Source organism: Candidatus Chloroploca mongolica (assembly GCF_004762035.2).
Taxonomy (GTDB): Bacteria; Chloroflexota; Chloroflexia; order Chloroflexales; family Chloroflexaceae; genus Chloroploca; species Chloroploca mongolica.
The window spans coordinates 58,033-80,331 of sequence record NZ_SIJK02000026.1 but is presented as its reverse complement, the minus strand read 5'-3'; the positions used below and the strand labels follow the sequence as shown (position 1 = coordinate 80,331).

At 59.0% G+C, this 22,299-nt stretch carries 20 protein-coding genes; 11 read left to right on the top strand and 9 right to left on the bottom strand.

Annotated elements, in window-relative coordinates:
• Positions 1-195: 195 nt before the first annotated feature.
• Entirely contained in the window at positions 196-984 is a 789-nt protein-coding gene (locus EYB53_RS14890) for a nucleoside phosphorylase (RefSeq protein WP_135479228.1), read from the bottom strand.
• Positions 985-1,114: 130 nt separating this feature from the next.
• Here EYB53_RS14890 and EYB53_RS14885 point away from each other — a divergent pair, with 130 nt between their 5' ends.
• Positions 1,115-2,665: a nicotinate phosphoribosyltransferase gene (locus EYB53_RS14885; RefSeq protein ID WP_135479227.1), complete on the top strand. Its 1,551-nt coding sequence runs from the start codon at positions 1,115-1,117 to the stop codon at positions 2,663-2,665.
• The gene (locus tag EYB53_RS14880; protein ID WP_135479226.1) at positions 2,662-3,630 is read left to right on the top strand and encodes a 2-hydroxyacid dehydrogenase; all 969 of its coding nucleotides are present in this window, start codon (positions 2,662-2,664) and stop codon (positions 3,628-3,630) included. The genes EYB53_RS14885 and EYB53_RS14880 overlap by 4 nt, the downstream gene beginning before the upstream one ends.
• A 389-nt stretch (positions 3,631-4,019) precedes the next feature.
• On the opposite strand, the gene EYB53_RS14875 is transcribed toward EYB53_RS14880, so the two are convergent.
• Complete coding sequence (locus EYB53_RS14875; protein ID WP_135479225.1) at positions 4,020-4,250, bottom strand: hypothetical protein; 231 nt, start codon at positions 4,248-4,250, stop codon at positions 4,020-4,022.
• Positions 4,251-4,359: 109 nt separating this feature from the next.
• On the opposite strand from EYB53_RS14875, the gene EYB53_RS14870 reads away from it, so the two are divergent.
• The 8 genes from EYB53_RS14870 to EYB53_RS14835 all read left to right on the top strand — a co-directional run bounded on the left by EYB53_RS14870 (position 4,360) and on the right by EYB53_RS14835 (position 15,752).
• A complete protein-coding gene (locus tag EYB53_RS14870) occupies positions 4,360-6,000 on the top strand; it encodes a M1 family metallopeptidase (protein ID WP_254151084.1) in 1,641 nt (546 codons plus the stop codon).
• A gap of 323 nt (positions 6,001-6,323) precedes the next feature.
• A complete protein-coding gene (locus EYB53_RS14865) occupies positions 6,324-8,033 on the top strand; it encodes an META domain-containing protein (protein ID WP_135479224.1) in 1,710 nt (569 codons plus the stop codon).
• Positions 8,034-8,225: 192 nt separating this feature from the next.
• Positions 8,226-8,639, top strand: coding sequence for a hypothetical protein (locus EYB53_RS14860; RefSeq protein ID WP_135479223.1), 414 nt, complete (start codon positions 8,226-8,228; stop codon positions 8,637-8,639).
• A gap of 177 nt (positions 8,640-8,816) precedes the next feature.
• Entirely contained in the window at positions 8,817-9,440 is a 624-nt protein-coding gene (locus EYB53_RS14855; protein WP_135479222.1) for a TetR/AcrR family transcriptional regulator, read from the top strand.
• Between the two features lie 3 nt (positions 9,441-9,443).
• Entirely contained in the window at positions 9,444-11,201 is a 1,758-nt protein-coding gene (locus EYB53_RS14850) for an efflux RND transporter periplasmic adaptor subunit (RefSeq protein ID WP_135479221.1), read from the top strand.
• A 50-nt stretch (positions 11,202-11,251) separates the two neighbouring features.
• Complete coding sequence (locus EYB53_RS14845) at positions 11,252-12,040, top strand: ABC transporter ATP-binding protein (protein ID WP_135479220.1); 789 nt, start codon at positions 11,252-11,254, stop codon at positions 12,038-12,040.
• Positions 12,041-12,105: 65 nt separating this feature from the next.
• Positions 12,106-13,356, top strand: coding sequence for an ABC transporter permease (locus EYB53_RS14840; RefSeq protein WP_135479219.1), 1,251 nt, complete (start codon positions 12,106-12,108; stop codon positions 13,354-13,356).
• A 242-nt stretch (positions 13,357-13,598) separates the two neighbouring features.
• A complete protein-coding gene (locus EYB53_RS14835) occupies positions 13,599-15,752 on the top strand; it encodes an ATP-binding protein (RefSeq protein ID WP_135479218.1) in 2,154 nt (717 codons plus the stop codon).
• Between the two features lie 72 nt (positions 15,753-15,824).
• On the opposite strand, the gene EYB53_RS14830 is transcribed toward EYB53_RS14835, so the two are convergent.
• From EYB53_RS14830 to EYB53_RS14800, 7 genes are all read right to left on the bottom strand, one after another.
• Positions 15,825-16,226: a VOC family protein gene (locus EYB53_RS14830; RefSeq protein WP_135479217.1), complete on the bottom strand. Its 402-nt coding sequence runs from the start codon at positions 16,224-16,226 to the stop codon at positions 15,825-15,827.
• Between the two features lie 15 nt (positions 16,227-16,241).
• Complete coding sequence (locus EYB53_RS14825) at positions 16,242-16,811, bottom strand: DJ-1/PfpI family protein (protein ID WP_135479216.1); 570 nt, start codon at positions 16,809-16,811, stop codon at positions 16,242-16,244.
• A gap of 63 nt (positions 16,812-16,874) precedes the next feature.
• On the bottom strand, positions 16,875-17,723 hold the full coding sequence (locus EYB53_RS14820) for an MBL fold metallo-hydrolase (protein ID WP_135479215.1): 849 nt from the start codon (positions 17,721-17,723) through the stop codon (positions 16,875-16,877).
• Positions 17,724-17,810: 87 nt separating this feature from the next.
• Positions 17,811-18,200: a nuclear transport factor 2 family protein gene (locus EYB53_RS14815; RefSeq protein ID WP_135479214.1), complete on the bottom strand. Its 390-nt coding sequence runs from the start codon at positions 18,198-18,200 to the stop codon at positions 17,811-17,813.
• 155 nt (positions 18,201-18,355) lie between these two features.
• On the bottom strand, positions 18,356-18,808 hold the full coding sequence (locus EYB53_RS14810) for a nuclear transport factor 2 family protein (protein WP_135479213.1): 453 nt from the start codon (positions 18,806-18,808) through the stop codon (positions 18,356-18,358).
• 74 nt (positions 18,809-18,882) lie between these two features.
• Positions 18,883-20,592 (bottom strand): thiamine pyrophosphate-binding protein, encoded by a 1,710-nt coding sequence (locus EYB53_RS14805; protein WP_135479212.1) that lies wholly within the window; start codon positions 20,590-20,592, stop codon positions 18,883-18,885.
• Between the two features lie 66 nt (positions 20,593-20,658).
• Complete coding sequence (locus tag EYB53_RS14800) at positions 20,659-21,483, bottom strand: type 1 glutamine amidotransferase domain-containing protein (protein WP_135479211.1); 825 nt, start codon at positions 21,481-21,483, stop codon at positions 20,659-20,661.
• Positions 21,484-22,049: 566 nt separating this feature from the next.
• Between EYB53_RS14800 and EYB53_RS14795 the strand changes: the two genes are divergently transcribed.
• Complete coding sequence (locus EYB53_RS14795) at positions 22,050-22,262, top strand: hypothetical protein (protein WP_135479210.1); 213 nt, start codon at positions 22,050-22,052, stop codon at positions 22,260-22,262.
• The last annotated feature ends 37 nt before the right edge of the window (positions 22,263-22,299 follow it).

The window sequence follows — 22,299 nt, the reverse complement described above, 5'->3', positions numbered from 1 at the left end:
AACGAACGTCATGACGCTCCCTCGGCCCGTGAATAAAAAAACCTACCCCCAAAAGCACGGCGGTGGGGGCACGGGCAAGCCGTGCCCGTACGGGGGCACGGCGGCGGTGGGGGCACGGCGGCGCCGTGCCCGTACGGGGGTGCCGGGCGCAGGCGACAATCACACATGTGCAATTTGCAATCGCCCCAGCGAGCTTCAAGGCACCGGAGTTTCAGTTAACGTCGCCCGCGCTGCTTCAAAGAGGCTGACGAGACCGCGTGCTGTTTCGGCGGCGCGAAACTGTGGATTCCAGGCTTCGCCGGAAAGGACATCGCTGATGACAAAGCCAGCGGCGATCTCGACCTGGCGGAGATTGGCAACGGCAAAGAGGGCTGCTGTCTCCATTTCGACGGTTAACACACCCTCTTGTTGATAGTGGGCAATCTCGGCGCGGGTTTCGCGGAAGGGCGCATCGGTTGTCCAGGTTGAACCGCGGGGTGGCGTGAGGCCATGTTGGTGCAGGGCCGCAGCGAAGTCTTCGGTCAACTGGTGCGTAGGGAGGGCTGGGGCGTGGGGATCGGCCAGATAGTGATGTGAGACACCCTCGTCGCGAATGGCCGAAGTGCAGATCGTCAGGTCGCCCACGGTCAGATTGGGGGTAAGACCACCGGCGGTACCAATATTGATAAAGCGACGAACCCCCATCGCCACGAGCAGTTCCATTGTCATCGCCGCAGCGGGTGCGCCAATGCCAAATTCAGCCGCGAGCACGACTGAACCCCCAGTCGAAGGGAGCGGATAGAGCATCCCGGTCACACAAGGAATGCGTGAGGGTTGTTCGGTATCCACGACGTGGCGTAAGAGGGTGCGCTGGTAACAAAAGATGGCTGCGGCAGGCTGCAAAGAGCCAGGGGCAAGCCCGACGTTGCGGAAGTAGTCGAGGTGATCCTCGGGGTTGAAATGGGCTGGTGAGCCGTGTTTCGCGGGGTGCCGCGGAATGGGCATAGTGTGTCTCCTTTTTGCAACCTAATCCTTCTAGTATAGCCTTTGTTGCGAAGAGAGGCAATGAGGCTTGACAGCTTGACGCTTGCCCGCTATGATGGTGTCTATTGGACACTAATAGCGAGGGGGCATCATGCGACCAGAGGATCGGCGTACGGCTGAAGGCATTCTCTTTACGGATCAGTATCAACTTAGTATGGCCCAGCTCTATTTTCGCCAGGGCTTGCATGAGCAGACCGCGCAATTCGATCATTTTTTTCGGCGGTATCCTGATTATGGTCTGCATACCGCCGGTTATTGCATCAGTGCCGGGCTCGCCTGGCTGGTTGATTGGATGCAAGAGGTGACCTTTCGCGAGGAAGATCTCGCCTATTTGCGTGCGCAGCGCAACGCGACGGGCGGCCAGCTCTTTGGTGACGATTTTCTGGCCTACCTGAAGGGCTGTGGTGGTTTTGACAGTCTTAGCCTCTGGGCGATTCCCGAGGGGCGGGTGGTGCATCCTGGGGTGCCGTTGAGCATTGTGCGAGGGCCGCTCGCCATGGCGCAGATCCTCGAAACGGCGTTGCTGAATCAGCTCAACTACCAAACCTTGATTGCGACCAAGGCGGCGCGCATCCGTGAAGTGAGCCGGGCGAGCATGGTGCTCGAGTTCGGGTTGCGGCGGGGCCAAGAGCGCGGCGCAAATGCGGGGACACGGGCGGCCCTGATTGGCGGGGCCGACTTTACCTCGAATGTTGGGCTTTCGAGTACACTCGGCGTGCCGCCCAAAGGCACCCATGCCCACTCGCTCGTGCAGGTCTTTCTGGCCCTTGGGTCGAGTGAACTGGACGCCTTTCGTGCCTATGCCGAGGTCTATCCTGATGATTGCCTCTTGCTGGTTGATACGCTCAATACGCTTGAGAGTGGCGTGCCGAATGCGATCCGTGTCTTTGAGGAACTGCGGGCGAAGGGGCATCGTCCGGTGGGTATTCGCCTCGACTCGGGCGACCTGGCCTATCTCGCGATCCAGTCGGCTCTCTTGCTTGACCGGGCGGGCTTCCCCGAGACGGCGATTGTGCTTTCGAGCGATCTTGATGAACTGGTGATCTGGCAGATTCAGACGCAGATTGTCGAGGAGGCGCGGCGCTATGCGGCTGATGCCGACGCGATTCTGCGTCGCCTGGTGTATGGGGTTGGAACCCGGTTGGTGACATCGCATGGTGAAGGTGCGCTGGGAGGCGTTTACAAACTGGTAGCGATGCAGCAGGGTGGAACGTGGCGACCGGCGATCAAGTTGGCCGACACGCCTTCCAAAATGACCAATCCGGGGCTCAAACAGGCCTGGCGGCTCTATGATGATCGAGGGCAGGCCACCGCCGACCTCTTGACGCTCGAGGAAGAAGATCCGACGAAGGCCGGGCAACTTGTCTTGCGGCATCCGAACGATCATACGCAGCAACGCATTCTGGAACGGGCGGCATTGCGGGCCATTGAGCCGCTGCTGGTCAAGGTGCTGGATCAAGGACGGCTTGTTGCGCCGTTGCCGACGCTTGAGGCGATCAGGGCGCAGCGCGATCACGACATTGCCGGCCTTGATGTGGGGGTACGGCGCATTATGAATCCGCACATTTACCACGTCTCGTTATCGCAGCCCCTGTGGGATCTCAAGCAGGAGTTGCTTGCGCAGTTGAGGCAGAGTCTATGAAGAAGCCAGTTGTTTTTTTGACCCGCCGTTTGCCGGCGGCAGCCATGGAGATGCTCGCGGCGGCGTGTACCATTACCCTCTGGGATGACGAGGTGCGCCCGTGCCCTCGTGAGGCCTTGTTGAACGGCGTTGCCGAGGCCGAGGGGCTCTTGTCGCTGCTCACGGATCGTGTTGACGACGAATTGCTGGCTGCGGGGCCTCATCTGCGGATGGTTGCCAACATGGCGGTTGGCTATGACAATCTTGATCTTGCGGCATGCCGGAGGCGGGGGGTTCAGGTCAGCAATACGCCAGGCGTAGTAACGGAAACAACGGCGGATCTGGCGTGGGCGCTGATGCTTGCCGCCGCACGGCGCCTTGTCGAAGGGCAGAAGCTGATCGAAGCGGGCGGATGGGGCCCGTGGTACCCAATGCAGATGGTTGGCGTAGACATCTATGGTTCGCGGCTTGGCGTGGTAGGTGCCGGACGTATCGGCCAGGCCGTGCTGCGGCGGGCGCAAGGGTTTGGCATGGCGCTGGGCTACCATAACCGCACTCCCAACTCTGCTGTCGAAGCTACTACCGGGGCGACCTACCTTGCCCTTGATGAACTGCTGAGCAGCAGTGACGTTGTGGTGGTAACGGTACCTTTGAGTGACGAAACCAGGGGCATGTTCGGGGCACGCGAATTTGCCTTGATGAAGCCGACGGCGATCTTTGTCAATGTCGCGCGCGGGCCAATTGTGCGCGAGGCCGAACTGGTGGCCGCCCTGCAAGCCGGACGGCCCCAGGCTGCTGGCATTGATGTCTTTGAGCGTGAACCAATTGGCCCTGATCACCCTCTGTTGCGCCTGCCCAACTGTGTTGCCGTGCCGCACATCGGGAGTGCGACCGTCGCGACGCGCACCCGGATGGCGACGCTCGCCGCCGAGAATCTGGTAGCGGTACTGACGGGCAAGGCGGCACCGTCGTTGCTGAACCTCTGAGGGAGAGAGGGGCCGCAAAGGGGGCATCTGTCATCCCGCGTGCGTGGGAATGACATGGTGGGCGTAGAGTGGCGTGGTGTGCGGCGGCGGCCATGGGGCGTGCGGCGGGGCGCGGGGTGCGGCGACGGCCATGGGGTGTGCGGCGGGGCGCGGGGTGCGGCGACGGCCATGGGGTGTGCGGCGGGATCGTAGGGCCGAAGCACGCGCATGCCCAGGCGTGGGGTGAAGGTGCGGCGTGTGGGGCGCGTGCTTCGGCCTTACGGCCATGGGGCGTGCGGCGGGTCTCTGCGGGAAACCTGCCAGGTGCGCGCCGTAGTGATCCTGGGGATACCGGGGCCATGTCACGGCGCACGCCTGACAGGTCTGACGGGGATCGCCCGTCAACCGCATTACGGCCCATGCATGGGCAACCTGGTCAGGAAGGTTGCCCATGAGAGCGTCTGAACAAGGCGGGGCTCGCCGGGTGCGTAGATGAGGCGTGGGGCAACACAGAAGCAGGTATAGAGCGGATCAGTGTTGGGTGCCTCTGGGCGCTCTGCTATCATCAAGGCGGTATCGCGCAACGTGGCCTGATCAACAAACCAGTGTGTACGTGAGAAGTATGGCTTTAAGAACGTCATAACCCTTCTCCTTCTTTCCCCAGTTGACCACTCCCGGTTGAAATGAGTGCCCAGACTGTGCTAGAGTGTGTTGGGTTGACATGCTCAGGATACCATGATCAAGAGGAAAATGCTACTATCACTTAGGCGGTTCCGGCTGTTGATGTTGCTTCTGGTGTTGATGCTCTTTTTGAGCAGTTGCACCCCCTTTGTGGCTGCCCAGCGACGCGATTCGGCACAAACTTCTGCCCTGTTGGCGCCAGCGGCACTGGCTGTGGCGCAACCTTCGCCTGTTGTGGCCGAGTACGAGCAAGCATCCGCTGACCGGCAAGCTAAATCAACGCCGACGCCAACTCCTGACCTGTTTGCAGACGATCCCTTTGTTGCGGCCCAGGTCGCGGCGATGTTGCCTGCGTATGTGACCGATCTCAAACAGGCTGCGGCCTGGGAGCGTTACACCATTGTGGCGGCGCTGAACCCTGGCGAGCAGCGCGTGCGTGGAACGGTGCAGATCCTCGTCACGAATCGTACCGCAACACCGCATCCACGGATTGTGTTTCATCTCTATCCAAACCATCCTGATTTTGGCGGGCGGCTTGATGTCACGTCGGCGACGATCAATGGTGTGCCGGTGGCGTCGGGGACGGCCTATGATGACAGTCTTTTCTGGCTAGAACTGGCCCGACCGTTGCTGCCGGGGGCGACGGTTGAGGTGGAAATGAGCTTTGTGGCGCGGACGCCGCGCAATGCGAGTGCGCGAACCTTTGGGGCCTTCAATCAGGAAGCTGGCCTCTGGTCGATGGCGAATTTTTACCCGATCCTGGCACGTCAAAAGACTGAGGGTGGTTGGGACGAGCGCCCCATCGAGAGTCGGGGCGATTTTGTGGTGAGCAGTACCGCTCTGTATGATGTCACCATTGATGTACCGGTCGACTGGACCCTAGTGACGACAGGGGTCGCGGTGGCGCGTGAAGCCGTCACTCCAGGCGTGCGGCGCGAGCGTTTTGTGAGTGGCCCGCAGCGCGAATTTTATCTGGGGGCAACCCGTGGGTTGGCGCAGGTCAGTGGCGAAGTCGCTGGGACACGCATTATCAGCCACTATCAACCGGCCCATGCTCGGGCGGGCCAGCGGGCGTTGCAGGTGACTGAGCAGGCGCTGCGGGTCTTCAATGCACGGTATGGGCAATATCCGCTCGCTGAACTTGAAGTGATTGAAGGCGCGATGACCACTTTCCTCGGGATGGAGTACCCAGGGGTTGTCTTGATTGACCAGCAGCTCTATGCCCGCAATGCGCGGGGGCTCGAAACGACGGTGGCGCATGAAATTGCCCATCAGTGGTGGTACAGTCTGGTTGGCAACGATGCGCAGGGCGAAGCCTGGCTGGATGAAGGCATGGCAAGCTACGCGCAGATCCTGTACTATGAGGGCATCGGTGCGTTTGATGTTGCCTTGAGTGAACTCGAAGGGTTTCGTGATATGTACCGTCAGGTACGCGAGCGAGGGCGCGATGTCCCGCTGGCAACCCCACCCTCGGAACTCAGGGGCATCTATGTGCCGATTGTCTATGGCAAAGGGGCGCTCTTCTTTCACGCCTTGCGTGCGGAGATCGGTGAAGCGGCGTTTACCCGGTTTCTCCAGAACTACTATACTTTTGGGCGCTACCGCGATCTCGTTGGTGACGACTTGTTGCAGGTGGCCGAAGAAGCCTGTGGCTGTGATCTGGATCGGTTGTATCGTGATTGGGTTTTGACGGCAGCGCCTGTTCTTTAGTGGGCCTGCGATGCCCAAATCTGACCTTTCGGTAGGGCTGTGGGTGCCGCAGGCACCCACAGCCCTACCGAGAGCAAATACTATCAGGGCGATTGCATTATACGAAATCGGATACAACGGGGCACCCGCAAGGGGTGCCCGTACACCGGATTCGGCCCCCGCCCCGGTACGGGCACCCCTTGCGGGTGCCCTTGCGGGTGCCTTGGCGGGGTGCATACACGGAAGATGCAATCGCCCTGCAAATACTATCCCCAGGGCTAGGGTTGGTCGGTGGTGTGGATGGTATGTTCTGATTGGGATTCTGTCTAGTTATGGAGTTTGCAATGATGCGAATGAAAACACTTGGCTTTGCCCTCTTGCTTGCCTTTGCCATGATCGCGACGCTGTTTGGTCCAGGTCATCCTGTGGCCCATGCCCAGACTGAGGGGCGCTGTTTTGCCGAGACGGGCTATTGTATCAGTGGCACGATTCGTGAATACTGGGAACAGAATGGTGGTCTGGCGGTCTTTGGGTTGCCGCTTGGCCCCCAGCAGGCGATGATGGGCGAAGATGGGGTCGTGCGTCAGGCGCAGTGGTTTGAGCGTCACCGCCTTGAAATTCACCCGGAGAATGCGGCCCCGTACAATGTGCTGCTTGGGCGCATCGGGGTGGATACGCTTGGCCGCCAGGGCCGCGATTGGCAAAGCTTCGCGCGTCCTGATAGCGAAGCCGAAGCCGATGCTGAGCGTTGCGCGCTCTTCCGTGAGACAGGCTTCATTGTCTGTGACGAATTTCTGACCGCGTTTCGGAGCTATGGCCTGAACTTTGCCGGGCGACCTGGCATCACGTTTGAAGAGAGCCTCGCCCTCTTTGGCTATCCCATTTCGCAGCCGATGACCGAGGTCATTGAGGGCAAAGCGTATACGGTGCAGTGGTTTGAGCGGGCGCGCTTCGAGTTGCACCCCGAAAATCGGCCACCGTTCAATGTGCTGTTTGGGCGCCTTGGTGCCGAGACGATTGAGGCTCCGGCAATGGCTCTCCAGCGTGGGCCGTGGCAACTGGTGGCCTTTGGCAATGTCAATGCGCCGCAGGCGGCGTACGCTGGTCAGGCTTCCACGCTTGCCTTTGATGGGGAACGTGCGAGCGGCTCGACCGGATGCAATACCTTTGGCGGAGCGTATACGGTCAATAACAATCAACTGAGCTTTGGCCCGCTGATTTCGACCTTGATTGCCTGTGCCGAGCCGACGTTGGATGCGCAGGAGCAAGCGATCTTTGCGGGACTGCAAGAAGTGCGTTCGTTCACATTGGCGGGCAACGATCTGCGGATTAGCTATGATGACGGGCGGCAGGCCCTGGTCTATCGGAATATCGGTGCGGCGGCGCTCGAAGCCGGCGCATGGCAACTGGTTGCGTTTGGCGATACCAATGCGCCTCGCCTTGCCGCTGAAGAGCCTGCGACGATCATGTTTGATGGAATGCGCGTGATGGGCCGCACGGGTTGTAACAACTTCAATGGTGGGTACAGCCTGAACGGGACGACCGTGACCTTCCAGCCGTTGGCAACGACGCTGGCATTGTGTACGAGCGATACGCTGGCAGCGCAAGAGCAGGCGGTGCTGGCGGCGTTGCAGGGTGCGCGGCCATTTACCATTGTCAACAACGAGTTGCGCATTGCCTATGATCAGGGTCGCCAGACGCTGGTCTATCGCCCGAGTGCGAGTCGGCAGAGTGTGGTGAGTGGCACCGTGACGTACCTGCCACGGATTGCCCTGCTGCCCAACGCGATTGTTCAGGTACAACTGGTGGATATCTCGCGGGCCGATGCTCCGGCGGTGGTCTTGGCGAGCGACACCTATGTGTCGGGTGGGCAGCAGGTACCTCTGCCCTTTGTGTTGCCCTTCAACCCGGCGCAGATCAACCCGGCCTACACCTATGCGGTGCAGGCGCGGATCACGATTGATGGTCAACTGCGCTTTATTTCGACGACCCAGAACCTGGTGATTACCCGGGGCAACCCGACGACCATTGAGGTTCTGGTGAGTCCGGTGTAAGATGGCTCAAGGGCGTACGCCCTTCGGCTGAGGTTTGGGGGTCCAACCCCAGGATTGCACGCGCACAAAAGCCAGCTATGCTGGCTTTTGTGCGCGTGCAGAAGCGATGAGGAGGGCGAGAGACGCTTACGTTCACGCACGAGGCCAGCAGTCCGTGGCCTTGTGCATGAACCCAAGACCAAGGAGGAAGGTATGCGTGATGCACGTGGATCAGCAACACCTTCGGCGCAGACGATTCTGGCCGAGGTTGGGGGTGCGATCCTGGGTGGAATACTTGGCGCGGTCGTAATTGGCGGGGCGATTTATCTGGTCGCGGGCTTGCTGTTTGCGCAGCAACTCGGCATGGGTTTGTTGACCGTAGGCGTGTTGGGGGCCTCGTTTGGGTTTGGCGTTGGGGCCGGATTGGGCACGGCGCTTGTTGGGCGGGCGTTTCAACAGGGGGGCAACCTCTGGCTGGCCCCGGTTGCGGGTGGCCTCTCGGCGGCAGTTGCCCTCTTTGGGATGCGTTTGCTCAACCTCGGTGGCTTGGGCGAACTGTTGATCGTTGGCCTGCTGCTGCCGCTGGTGGTCGTCGTGGTGGTCTATAACCTGCAAATCAGGCGCTGAGCTGCTGCTGAGCCAAACCTGTGCAAAACCCGCGTAATATACGCGGGTTTTGCTTTTTTTGGCCCCAGGGTATTGACAAAGCCTGTGCATCGCGGTATACTCTTCCTAACCGGTCGGTAAGATTTGAAAATTTTATGGCTTTATATGTTTACTGACCGGTCAGGAAGGTTCCGATCCATGCAAGACTTCGAGCCAGTGAGTAGCCCGACTGCGGTCAAGATTGTTGATGCTGCGAGCAACCTCTTCTTGCAGCGTGGCTACAAGGCTGTTTCGATCAATGACATTATCAGAGAGGCTGATGTTACCAAGCCGACGCTCTACTACTACTTTGCGGACAAAGAGGCACTGTTTGTGCAGATGGGGTTGCGGGTACTGGCCGAGATGGGTGAACGGTTGTGCTATGCGGCAAGAACGCCAGGCGGTCTGGATGCACGTCTGGTTGCGGTGGCGGCTGTCTTGATGGCCAACCGCGATACCGATATGCGCCTGATGCGCCACGAAATGGCGGCGCACCTGGGGCCGGGGCACCGGGCGATCCTTGGCCGGGCCTTTTACGCGCAACTCTTTACCCCGATTGTAGGGGTGATGGAGACTGGCTTGGCCGATGGTGAACTGGCGCGCTATAGCGCGTTGACGCTGGCCAAGATGTTTATGGGCATGGCCGAGGCGTTTCAAGAATTTGCCCCACGTACGCTTGAGGGTTGGGAACATCAGCCGGAAACACTTTTTGGAACATCGGATCTTAATCCACATACTCTCGTTGATCTTTTTTTACATGGTGTTGGCATAACGAAGGAATAATACATGACCACGCTTCCTCAATCGCGTTCAACTAATCGCCGCCGTCTTTCAATCGCGGCTATTATTGCTGGTATTCTTGTTGTGGCTGTGCTTGCCACCCTGGGTTTTCGTAGCTTTGCGGGTGGTCAAGCTGATCCGCTGGCAACAACGACGCTTGCGCCGGTGACGCGCAGTGATCTGCGCCTTGGCGTGAGTGCGACGGGCTCGGTCGAGCCGCGGGTGCAGGCCAATCTCGCGTTTGGTCTGGCGAGCGGGCGGGTGGTCGAGGTACTGGTGTCAACCGGTGAACGGGTGGCCGCTGGCGATATGCTGGTGCGACTTGATGATCGTCAGTTGACGGCGGCGCGTGATGCAAGTGCTGCGGCCCTGGCCCGTGCCGAGGCCGATCTGATTGCGGTGAAAGAGGGCGCGACCGAGGCGCAGATTGCCGAAGCATCGGCCCAGATCCAGGCGGCCCAGGGCAATCTGGTGCAGACCCAGGGGAGTGTCACGGGTGCCGATATCAATGCGGCACGTGCGGCAGTTGAAGAGGCCCGCGCACGGCTCGCGGTGATCGAGGCTGGCCCGCGTAACGATGCTCGTACCCGTGCAGCCTCGACGCTTGCCGAAACTCAGGCCGACCTTGAGCGTCAGCGCAGCACCCTTGCAGCTGCCAAAGAGCAGGCCAGCAAGAATGTGGAGACGCGGGCGAATGCGGTGCGCAATGCGCAGAGCGCCTACAGCACTGCCTACTGGGATCTCGAGCACGTCAAGACCTACGAGACTGATCCGCGTACCCTCCGCTCCTTGACTAATGCGCAGACCCAGGATTATGTGGTTGCGCTTGAACGGGCGACACTCGCCCTTGCCGACGCCGAGGCTGGGCTGCGTCAGGCCGATGTTGAATATCAGAATGCTATCCAGAACGAGATCAGTGGGCTTGCCAGTGCCGAAGCGCGGGTGCAGGCCGCCCAGACTGACCTTGACACCCTGTTGACCGGTGCCGAGGCTGATGTGCGGGCTTCGGCGCGCGCCCAGCTTGCCCGGGCCGAGGCTGAACTGGCCCGTTTGACGGGGGCGCAGCGCAGTGGTGCCATTGCCGCCCAGTCGGCAAACGTCGAAGCTGCCCGTGCGCGCCTTGAGCAACTGACCGCTGATCCGCAGGCGAGCAACCTCGCACGGGCCGAGGCGGGTGTTGCGCAGGCGCGGGCTCAGCTTGACCAGGCCCAGATCCAGCTTGACGATACAATCTTGCGGGCACCGTTTGATGGCGTTGTCGCAGCGCTCAATGTTGCCCCAGGCGAAACTGTCGGCAACACGATCCCGCTGGTCTTGATTGATGTCAGCCGCTTCCTGGTCAAAGTGACCGTTGACGAAGTTGATATTGCCCGTGTCCAGCTTGGGCAGAACGTGCAGGTCTTGCTTGACGCCCTGGGTGAGACCCTGCCGGGCACGGTGGTGAGCCTTGAGTCGCTCCCCCAGAGTGGTAGCAGTGTCACGGCCTATCAGGTGACGGTCGAAATTGATCCTGACGACAGTGCGCTCAAGCCTGGGATGACGGCGAGTGCGACGATTGTTGCGGACGAGCGGAGCGACGTGCTGACGGTACCAACGAGTGCGGTGCGCAGCGAAGGCGGTCAGCAGCTTGTGGGCGTGGTGGTGACCGATGCCAATGGCGAGCGCACAATTGAAGAGCGCACCGTCGAGGTGGGACTGCGCACAAGTGACCGGGTCGAGATTGTTAGTGGCCTGGTAGAGGGTGATGAGGTTGCCTTGCCGTAAGGTCGCGAACCTTCCCGGAAGATACACAAATCTAGAAAGCATCAGGTCAAATGACTACCGATTATATAACACGACCAATTGTGCAGATCGAGCAGATGATCAAAGACTTTCCGACGGGCGATGGCATGTTCCGTGCCCTTGATGATGTCTCGGTCACGATCAACCAGGGCGAGATGGTGGCAATCATGGGACCGTCGGGGAGTGGCAAGAGTACGCTGATGACCTTGATTGGGCTGCTTGACACCCCAACTGCGGGGAGCTACATCCTCGATGATCAGGACGTAAGCAACCTGAGTCGGTTGGAGCAGGCGCGGGTGCGCAATCGGAAACTCGGGTTTGTCTTTCAGAACTTTAACCTGTTGCCGCGGTTGAGTGCGTTGCAAAACGTCGAATTGCCGATGGTCTATGGGCGCGTTGATGGCCGTGAGCGGCGGCGCAAAGCGCAGGCTGCGCTTGAGGCAGTCGGACTGGGGCATAAGATTGATAATTTGCCCGGCACGCTCTCGGGTGGGCAAAAGCAACGGGTTGCCATTGCACGGGCACTTGTCCACAACCCGGCGATCATTCTGGCTGACGAGCCAACAGGTGCGCTTGATACCCGCACCGGGGCCGAGATTATGGCGCTGTTTCGCGAACTCAACCGTGACGAAGGGCGCACGATTGTGATTGTGACCCACGATCCTGAAATTGGGCGTCATATGGATCGCGTCATCGGCCTACGTGATGGCCGCCTCGCCGAAAATATTCTGACCGAGTACTATGGCGTCGAGGTCTTCGAGCAGGTGGAGCGTGAGCATCACCTTGAGCCAGTGCCGGTGCCGGTCAAGCGCGAAGCGTAACAAAAAGCGCTACCCCTACCAGGTAGACTGGTAGGGGTAGGCCACAGAAGAGGAAAAGAAGATCTATGCTCAAAGAGCAAATTGGTATGGCCTTTGATAGTTTACGGGCCAATAAATTTCGTTCCTTGCTGACGATGCTCGGTATTATTATTGGTGCTGGGACGCTGGTTGCCGTTTTATCACTTGGCAACGCCTTGCAGAGCAGCGTCTTCGAGCAATTCATTGATCTTGGCACCCGGCGGGTTGCCGTGCTGCCGGGCGATCCCAATGCGAAGGGGGCGCGCAACGTTCCCGGCTATGGCTTGCTCTCGATCCAGGATTATCAGGTACTCGAAGAGATGGCAGCGCAGCGACCTGACCTCTTCCGCCTGGTCGTTCCCGAGGTCGCTGTCAGCACGAATGTCCGCGCTGGAACAACGGCGGTCCAGGCACTGCTTGTTGGCACCACGGAAGACTATAAAGCGGTCCAGACGGTGCCGATGCTCGCCGGGCGTTTTTTGACGGCGGAAGACGAGGCGGCGGGCGCGCGGGTGGGCGTGGTTGGTTACTCGGTTGCCCGTGATCTCTTTGGGGCCGACGACGAAGCGTTGAAGGCTGCGCTTGGGCGTAGTGTTGAGATTAACGGCCAGCCGATTACGGTGATTGGCATTGTTGATAGCAATGGTGGCCCTTTTTCGACCGATAGCCGAGTCTTTGCGCCGGTCAGCACGGTACGCCTGCGCTTGATTGGCAACCTTGACCTGCCCGGTCGGGGCCTGGAGATGAGCAGCATCCTGATTGGCATCACGAGCGAGCAGATTGTTGATGAGGCCGAGACGTTGATTGTGAGTGCCCTGCGGACATCACGTGAGGTGCCACCTGAAGCGATTGACGATTTTAGCCTCAACCTGCCGACGCAGGCGCTTGGGGTGCTGGCGGGCATCAATGGCGCGATCACTGGTTTCATCGCCCTGGTTGCCGGGATCAGCCTGGTGGTGGGTGGCATTGGCATTATGAATATTATGCTGGTTGCCGTCACCGAACGTACCCGTGAGATCGGGGTACGCAAAGCGCTGGGGGCTTCGGATGGCGATGTGCTCGGGCAATTTGTGTTGGAAGCGCTGGCGCTGAGCCTGGTAGGGAGCTTGATTGGCATTGCTGGCGCCATTAGCATTGTGCTCTTGATTGGGGTGGCGACCGGCATTGCCGCAGCGATCTCGTGGACAGCCGTGGTCATCGCGCTCGTCTTCGCAGTTTTTGTCGGCCTCGGTTTTGGCTTGTATCCGGCACGCCGCGCCGCGATGCTTCAGCCGATTGAGGCGCTGCGCTACGAATAAGGGTCTTTTTGCCCAGCACAAAAGCCCGCATTGCGGGCTTTTGTGCTGGGCGGAACATCCGGCACCGTCGATGCAAGCGCCCTAGATGACAATTCCTTCATGGTGGTCTCACGAGGGAATTTTATGCTATACTGCGTTTTATCACTTGCAACTCCTGGCTGTCCCCAATATATAGCGCATTCCCTTGCCGGGGAGTGTAGATACTCAATGGTGATCGAATCTACGCAGGAGGTCTGAGTACGATGACGGTCATGCTCAATCTTGAGTTGTTTGGGCACACTCGCATCACGTACGGCGGCAAGCGGATCACAGGTTTTGTTTCAAATAAAGCCGAAGCATTGCTCTGTTATCTGGCAATTACAGGCGAGACACACTCGCGTGACGATCTGGCAGCACTACTCTGGAGTGAGATGCCAGAAGCCGAGGCCAAGGCAAATTTGCGGGTCGTGCTGTGCAATTTGCGCCAACTCTTTCCTGATCATATGCAAATCAATCGCAAGACGGTTGCATTGCTGGCTGACGAGACTTGCTGGATTGACGCGTCGCTCTTTCAACGCTCGGTGCAACGGTACGATGTGACCCGCAGCGACGCGATGAGTGTGTTGCGCGATGCGGTCGCACTCTATCACGGCGATCTGTTGCACGGGCTGCAACCGCGGAGTGCGTTGCTCTTCGAGGAGTGGCTGCTGCTGCAGCGTGAGCATATGCGTCAGTTGATGATGCAGAGTTGTTATGCGTTGGCGCAATATCATATGCAGTGCGCCGAATATACCGAGGCGTTGCACTATACGATGCGCTTGCTAAAGCTCGAGCCCTGGCATGAAGAGGCGCACCGGTATGCGATGCTGCTCTTGGCGTTGAGCGGGCAGCGTAGTGCGGCGCTTGCGCAGTATAAAACGTGTGAGCAGATTCTTGGTCGCGAACTCGGCATTGAGCCGGAAGAAGAGACAAAAAGCCTCTACCACCGTATTCTTGCAGGGGAGGTTGCGCCTGCAACAACACGCAAGCCACTCACCCTGACCGAAAGCGCCCCTCGTTTGCTGCCGCTCCCCTTTGTCGGGCGCGGCGCTGATTTTCTCTGGCTCAGAGAGCAATACGACATGGTGCAGCGTGGGTGCGGTCGTTTTACCCTGATCCACGGGGTGGCCGGGATTGGCAAGACCTGTCTGGTCGAGCAGTTCTTGCATTTTATCGCGGGTACCGGGTCGCTGGTGCTGCGGGCACGCTGTGAGCGTTTTCATCAGGCGGTACCTTTTCAGCCTGTGGTTGATGTGCTGCGGGTCGGCTTCCAGACTAACCCGGAATTGTTCCAGCGCCTACCTGAGCATTGGCAGTTGGCTTTGCGTCAGTTGTTGCCCGAGCTGCGTGCGTTGACGCCGGGTTTGCCTGACGCCTACGCGATGGTGCCGGTCTTTGAGCGGCAGGCCCTCTTTGAAGCTGTATCGGTCTGCCTTGCTGAGCTCGAACGCCACTATGGTGAGGTTGTGCTCTGGTTTGACGATCTGCACTACGCCGATGGCGAAACGATTGATCTCCTCAACTACCTGACCCGTCATTGTCAGCAGGTGCGCATCTGGTACCTTGGGGCATACCGTTCCGAGTTGCTCGATGTGGCGCATCCACTGCAGCACCTTGCCTCGCGTCTGCGGCGTAGTGATGGCCTGGCGGTGCGCGAACTCGGACGCCTGCACGAGGGGGCGATCAAGAAGATGGTGGAGAGCCTACCCGGGCTTGATGCGACGGCGATAACGATGCTGACGGCGACGCTGGCTGAGGTGTCGGGGGGCAATCCATTTCTGCTCTCGCAGGTCGTTACGCAGCTTGTTGAGCACAAGATTCTCGTACGCTATAATGAGAGTTGGACTCTCCATCCGCAGCAGCTTGCCCATGCGCAGGAGTATATTTCACCTGAGCTTCAGGCATTGTTGATGGAGCAGGTCGGTCGTTTGCCCAGTGAGGCGCAGATGTTGCTCCAGCTTGCAGCGGTCACTGGTCAATCGTTTAGTTTGAGTTTGATGGCAAAAGCGCTTGGAAGCGATCATCAAGCGATTATGCGCATGATGCAACCGCTGCTTGCCTTTGATCTTGTGCGGGAAGTACCGACGGCGGCGTTGATGCAGGAGGGGCTGGCGCAAGGTGAGGTGGAGTGGATGGAATATGTGGGCAATGTGCGCTACACGTTTGCCTCGCCGCTGATCTGGCGCGCTATTGTACAGAGTTTGCCGCCCGGCGATCGTCGCCGCCTCGCCGAACAGGTTGCTCAGGCCCATCGCATTGCCCCTCGCTTCATACGAACACCGATCCTTACCCATCAGCATCAGATCCTCAAAACAGCCAACCACAATCGCCGAACGATTATGGCGTTACCGAAAGATCTGAAGGTATTTGGGGAATAGGGCGATAATGTGTTAAGGGCAAGAAAAAAGCCAGCTCTGCTGGCTTTTTTCTTGCCCTTCCACGGTTTTGGTCTAGGCGGCGTCGGTGTAGCCCTGCGAGATTTCGACGATGTTGCCTTCGGGGTCGGCGACCCAGACGGTGCGCCAGCCGGGGATGAAGTCGTCGAAGCTGAAGGGGCCAAGCGTAACCCTGGCTTCGTCGCCCATTGCGGCGAGCGTGGCATCGACATCGTCTACTTTGAAGGCGATATGGCGCCAGCCTGGGTACCCCGGGCCATCGTTGCCGGCTTTTTCTACCGGCGGCGCCTCTTTCGTCTCGAACAGTTCCAGATAGGCCTCGCCTGCGCGAAGAAAGACGATCTTGCTTTCGCCTAGGTCGATGACCCGTGCCCGCTGGAAGCCGAAATGCTTGACATAAAATGACTCGACGGCTTCGGCATTATTGCAGGTGAGGGCAATGTGATGAAATTGCATCGAACCTCCTTGGTGTTAACGGGCGGCGAGTTGATCAATGATCGAGCGTGCCAGCAGGTGGCAATGCCCGCCCGTGCGGGCCGTCGTCAGGTCGCCGTCAATGACGAGATCCTGATTGGTGTAGAGGGCACCCATATTTTTGGCGTCGCTGATCAGGTTGTTATGCACGGTGACTGGGCGCCCGCGCACCAGTTCTGGGGCCGGGGCAACGAGCCACATCCCATGGCAGATGATGCCCTTGATGATGCCCGGCTCGGCAAAGGCGCGTTTGAGAAATTCCGTGGCGGGCGGGATCTTCGCGGGATCCTCGGTGTAACGCAGGCGATCCGAGACAATGCCCGATGGCACAATGATTGCCGCGTAACTGCGCAACTCCTCATCGCTCATGCCCTCAAACGTCTCGTGGGCGGTCAACGGCGCACGATACTCGTGCCCGAGGAAGGTCAATGAAGATTGCCCCCACAGTCGGGTGAGGAAATGCAACTCCATCCCTTCTTCAACAAAACGATGCTTATAATAGAAGATCTCGTCTTCATAGAAATCGCTTTCGATCAAGACGCCGACCTTCTGACCCTGCAGCTTCATCCTTCGTCACCTTTCGCCCCGCTGACGGAGCCCACTGCTTGATGGCTTCTCATCTTTGCTCGGTTAGACCTGCAATTGCTTCCAGGTTTCGGGGATCGAGTGGTGCAGTTCGTAGTCAAGCAGGAAGAGCGTCACCTCGTTGGGCAGATATTCTTTGACGGCAGCGATCATCTTCTCCTGCGTGGGACGAGTTGCGGCCAGGGCTTCGATGGACGTGAGTTGCTTGACGGCATCAAGGAAGGTGTGGATGTAGCCGCGCTGCCAGGCAATGATCTCTTTGGACGAGGGTGTTGGCCCGTGTCCAATAAAGAGCAGAGCATCGTCGGGGAGTTCTTTTTCGAGCCGATCAAGTGCACGCAGCCAGTTGGGGGTGTGTCCATCGCGGAAGAAGCAGTGGGTATGATTAGAGACGGTGTCACCCACAAAGGCGTGCAAGACGCCGTCTTTCTCGAAGGACCACATGCCGTCGCTATCGGATTCAGCCGGGCCGAGATCGGTGAAGGTGAAGGTGACGCCATCGAAGGTGATCGTAAAGCCGTCGCTGATGATCTGATCAGGGAAGACGCGCTCGTCGGGGAAGTCGTCGCCAAAGAGGTACTTGGCGATCGCGGCTTTGGCAACGTCTTCGCGGATAGCAAAATCGAGGCAGCCCTGCGAGCCGTAGCGGGGCAGGTCGGCAAATTTCGCCAGGCCAACGTAGTGATCGGGGTGGCCGTGGGTCATCAAGACCGCCTTGAGTGGCTTGCCAAGCGCCTCGGCTTTGGCCCGGAATTCACTGGCGCTCGAGAGGGCCAGCGTGGCATCAACCAGCACCACCGAGTTTTCCAACTCAACGATGTAGGCATGAACGTGATCGCGTGGCAGTTCGACAAATTTGCCGTCAAACGTGTGTACAATTGGGTAGGTGGACATATGTGGGTACTCCTTGGTTAAAGATGACGTTCTTTGCGCGGGACAAAAGCCCGCGTAGCGGGCTTTTGTCCAATGAAGCAAACAGCCTCACCCTTCGCTGATCTGGCGGAGGAAGGGTTCGAATGGTTTCGAGTCGTGGAAGTTGGCCATATACGCGATTTTGCCGTCGCGGAACTTGAAGTAGTTCATCACTTCAGCCTCGATGGCTTCGTCGGGGTATTTGGCGGCCAGGGCCGAGATGTGCGAGACGGCGGCACCTTCGTCGCCGCTGACAAAGATCGTTTTGGGCACATTCTGGAATTTGGCGTAGGCCTGGCCCATGCCTGCCATCATGCCACGCAGGGTGGTGAGTCCCGCAATATGCCCGGCGAGTTGCTCGTCCATCTCTTGATCATCGGTGAAGAGATCACACCAGGCATCCCAGTTGCCTGCATTGGCGTATTCGTAGTACTTTTCGAGAATCTCGCGATTGCTCATGCTGTCATTCTCCGTCTAAGGGCAATACTTTTCAAATAAGCTCACGCGAAGACGCGAAGGGTTAAGCTCACCTACGCAAAAACCTTTGCGCCTTTGCGCCTTTGCGCCTTTGCGTCAAAAGAGCCGCCTTCTTTGCAAGGTATTGCGTCTAAGGGCTACAGCCGTGCGAAGCCGGGTGCATACTTGAAGGGTTCGACCGTGGCGTTATAGATCTCGATCACCATGCCAAAGGCATTCTTGTCCGAGCTCCGTACCGTCCAGCGCTGCGTTGCGTCCATCGAGACGCGCTTGCTCTTGGCGGCGGGCGCTTCCCACCAGCTTGCCTGCCAGCCAACAATAACGTCGAGCACGGCTGTATCGCCGTCGATCTGCATCTCGACCTGTTGCACGTAGTGGTTTTCGTCGAAGAAGAGGTTGGTGACACGGTCGTACCAGGTTTTGAAACTGTTGTAGTCGCGGATGTCGCCGTCGGGGAATTGCATATTGAGTCCCTCGTCGGCGAGCAGGGCATAGGCCTGTTCGATGGGTACATGGAAGTCGAGGGCTTCGTACCAGGCCGCGACGAAGCGCCTGATGGCGGCTTCGGTCAGGGTTGTTGAGTCACTCATTGGGATTATCTTCCTTTAGCTTGCTTCAGCCCGAGGCGAGACATGACGAAACTATGCCTCCCCTGGGCTGTATCTTATTGCCCACAGGTTGCGCCAACACGTTCGGGATGCACATCGCCTTCAAGCGCGAGGTCAATCAGGAACGGACCCGGATGGTCGAGCATCTGCTTGATCGCCCCGGCGACCTCTTCCGGTTTTTCGACCCGTATGCCCGCAACACCCATCCCTCGGGCCATGTCAACGAAGCCGAGCGGTGGACTCGACAGGTCAAAGCTGAGCGGGTAGTCACGTTTGGGCAGGCCCTGGTCTTTCCAGTACTGGTCAATATTGAGCTGGAGCAGACGGTAGGACGAGTTGTTACAGACGATAAATTTGACGTTGAGGTTGTGCCGTGCGGCGCTCCAGAGCGACTGGATCGTATACATCGAGCCGCCATCGCCACTAAAGCCAAGCACGGTCTTGGTGGGATTGGCGAGTTTGGCTCCGATGGCCCCGGGGAACCCGATGCCGAGCGAGCCACCGCGGGTCAGGAAGTATTCGCCGGTGCGCTGGGGCGGCCAGTAGCGTACGAGCGCCGGTGACGACGTCAGGGCTTCATCAACAATGATCACATCTTCGCTGGGCAACTGGGCGACCAGTTCTTCCATAAAGCGGCTCATCTTGAGCGGCGTTGCCTCGCGGACAGCCTGATCGGCCTGGAGTTGGCTGGCCCGTTTTTCGGCATTGCGCTGCCCGATGGCGGCGGCGCGAGCCTGGGCGGCGGCGCGTTGTTCGCTTGAGAAGCTAGCGTCAATTGCTTCGGCGAGCAGCCCAAGGGTAAGCTTGGGATCGGCGAGCACCCCGAGATCGACTGGGTGGTTCTTGGCGATAGCCCCCGGATCAAGGTCAATATGGATCACCTTGGCGCCTTCGGCGAAGATCGACCCAAGCTCGGGAAAGACCTCGGGCAGCATATAGGTGCCGCAGACCAGATTGACATCGCCCTTCTGGGTGATGGGCTTGCTGGCAAAGCCAAACATATGGCCGGTCATGCCCTGGTAGAGCGGATGATCGTAGGCCATGTTGACCTCGCCCGAATCGGCTTCCCAGACTTCCGCGCCGAGCAATTCGGCGACCCGCGTCAGTTCGGCCTGGGCACCCGAGTAGGCTACACCGTCGCCAACAAAGATGATCGGTGTGGCCGCGGAAACCAGCATCTGGGCCATTTCGGCGATCATCTCGCCAGCTGGCGCAACCCGGGTCGAAAAGAGCGACGTAGGCATGACCGGCTCGACGGCGGGTGCATCGAGCACATCGGCGGGGACACAAACATAGACCGGCCCCATAGGGGGGGTTGCGGCAATCTTGATGGCCCGTCTGATCACGCGCAGCAAATTGGCCGGTTCGAGCACCATCGTTGACCATTTGGTCACCGGCTCGGCGAAGGCGACCAGATCGCCATACATCTGCGACTCGGTGTTCATATAGCGCAGCCCGGCATCGCCGCCGATCACCACGAGGGGCGAATGACCGCGTTTAGCCTGGTAGAGTGCGCCGATCGCATTGCCCAGCCCTGGTGAACTATGCATCTGTACCAGGGTCGGGCGCTGGGTTGCACGGGCATAGCCATCGGCGGCCATGACCGCGACTGACTCCTGGAGCGTCAGAATATACCGCATCTCGGGATAGTCCGAGACCGCATCAAGGAACCCCTGCTCAACGGTGCCGGGGTTGCCGAACATGAAGTTCATGCCATCGGCAAGAAACTGTTCAATAATGGCTTGATTGCCAGTACGTTTGCGCATACGCTCGATCTCTCCCTGAGCTCTGGCTAGCGGCCGGGATGGCCGGCCAGCCAGAGCGTGAACTGGTTACCAACCGTAGCGGCGCAGACCATGTTCGAGCACCTGAACCATCAACTCGCCAACGAGGCGTGAATCCTGGGTCGAACGTCCGCTCAGGAAGGGATAATCCAGGATGGTCGAAATCGTACGGCCCACGCCACCGTGGAACTGCCCAGCGGGGCCGGTGGCATCGCGGAGGATGAACTCGAGTGGATAGAAGGCCCACTTGAAGTTGTGGTCAATGCCAAGCACGCCGGTTCCATCGTGCCAATCGTACTCAATCGCGTGGCCGGTGACGTGCTTGCCCCAGATGATGCTCTTGCGCTCGGTGAAGTCGCGGGCAAAAGCGAGCGTGGTGACGGCATAACACTCGGCGGCAATGAGCTTGCCCTGGGCGAGGAAGCCGAGAATGACATCGTGCAAACGAATGTTGTTGCACATATCGATCATCGGGCCGCTGCCGCCCACCATCAAGAGGGCATCGTACTGCTCGAGTTCTTTCCAACAAGCATCCCGTTTGGTGTAGTACTCCTCGAGGGCATGCCCAAAGTTGGTCGAGTTGAAGTAAGGCCGTTCGGGGAACCAGGCTTCAAGATTGAGCGGATTGGCAAGACGACCCGAATCATCAACCTCGGTGGTCTTGCGGGCATAGTACTCGTCAACGACCACCTTATCGAGCGGCGGATCGAAAAAGCCCGGCTCTTTGCTGGGTGGCAGGGCATACGGGCGCTTGCCCGTCGGCGTCAGAAAGGTCGCCTCGTAGCCATGCTCGTCAATGACATCAAGCGGGCCAATCAGTTCCTCGCCCCAATACCCGTACTCCGAAAGGACAACCAAGATCTTCCTGGTCACAATGAACCTCCTCGTAAAGTAAGCAGCGTCCCCTCATCAATCCTTGCCCCAGTCTCGCCTGGAACGTTGACGTCAGCATGGTTGTTGGCTCAAGCGACCTTCCCGGAAAAGGTCGGTCACGCTTATGGTGGGCTAGGACATCTTTGCCAACGCGTAGCGCATGCTTCCGCGAAGACGGGCCAGCACATTCTGGAGGAACTGGCGCGACCCTCGTGGAAACGGTTCGCAGCGATGGCATTGCTCGGCCCGGCCAGGGCACACACGCGCATTGCAGTACATTGGGATGCCTGGCCTACTATAGTTCTGTGAGCGTTAAACCAGCATTAATTGGTTGGCTGGTCTTGCGGCGCAATCGTTAAGAAGAAGCGCAGTTTGTTCTTAACGATTCTGGCCGATCGAGCGAGATGGTCTGAACGATCACTTAACGGCTTCTCGCCATACTAACCCTGATTGCTCGGCCAGGGCATGGCTTACGTTGCAGCAAGAAAATGCCGCCTTCCTTGAGGGCTGTGAAATGCGTTTGCATCGTGTATCTCGTATGTATGAACAGCCGCCAGATAGCGCCTATGGAAAAACTACCAGAGTACCGGGTCTATCTGCTCCGCTGCTGGCAAGAACGCAGTCAGAAGGAGCCATCGCAGGGGAAGTGGAACTTCACCATTGAAGATCCCAAGACCAGGCAGCGCCATGGTTTCCCTGACCTTGATAGCCTGACAGCCTTTCTCAAGACACAGCTGGATTGTGGTTCTGACGGTGAAGAGAAGAACCCCGAGGTGTGAGGGGTAGCAACACCCGAGTCTAATGTGCAAGGAGCTT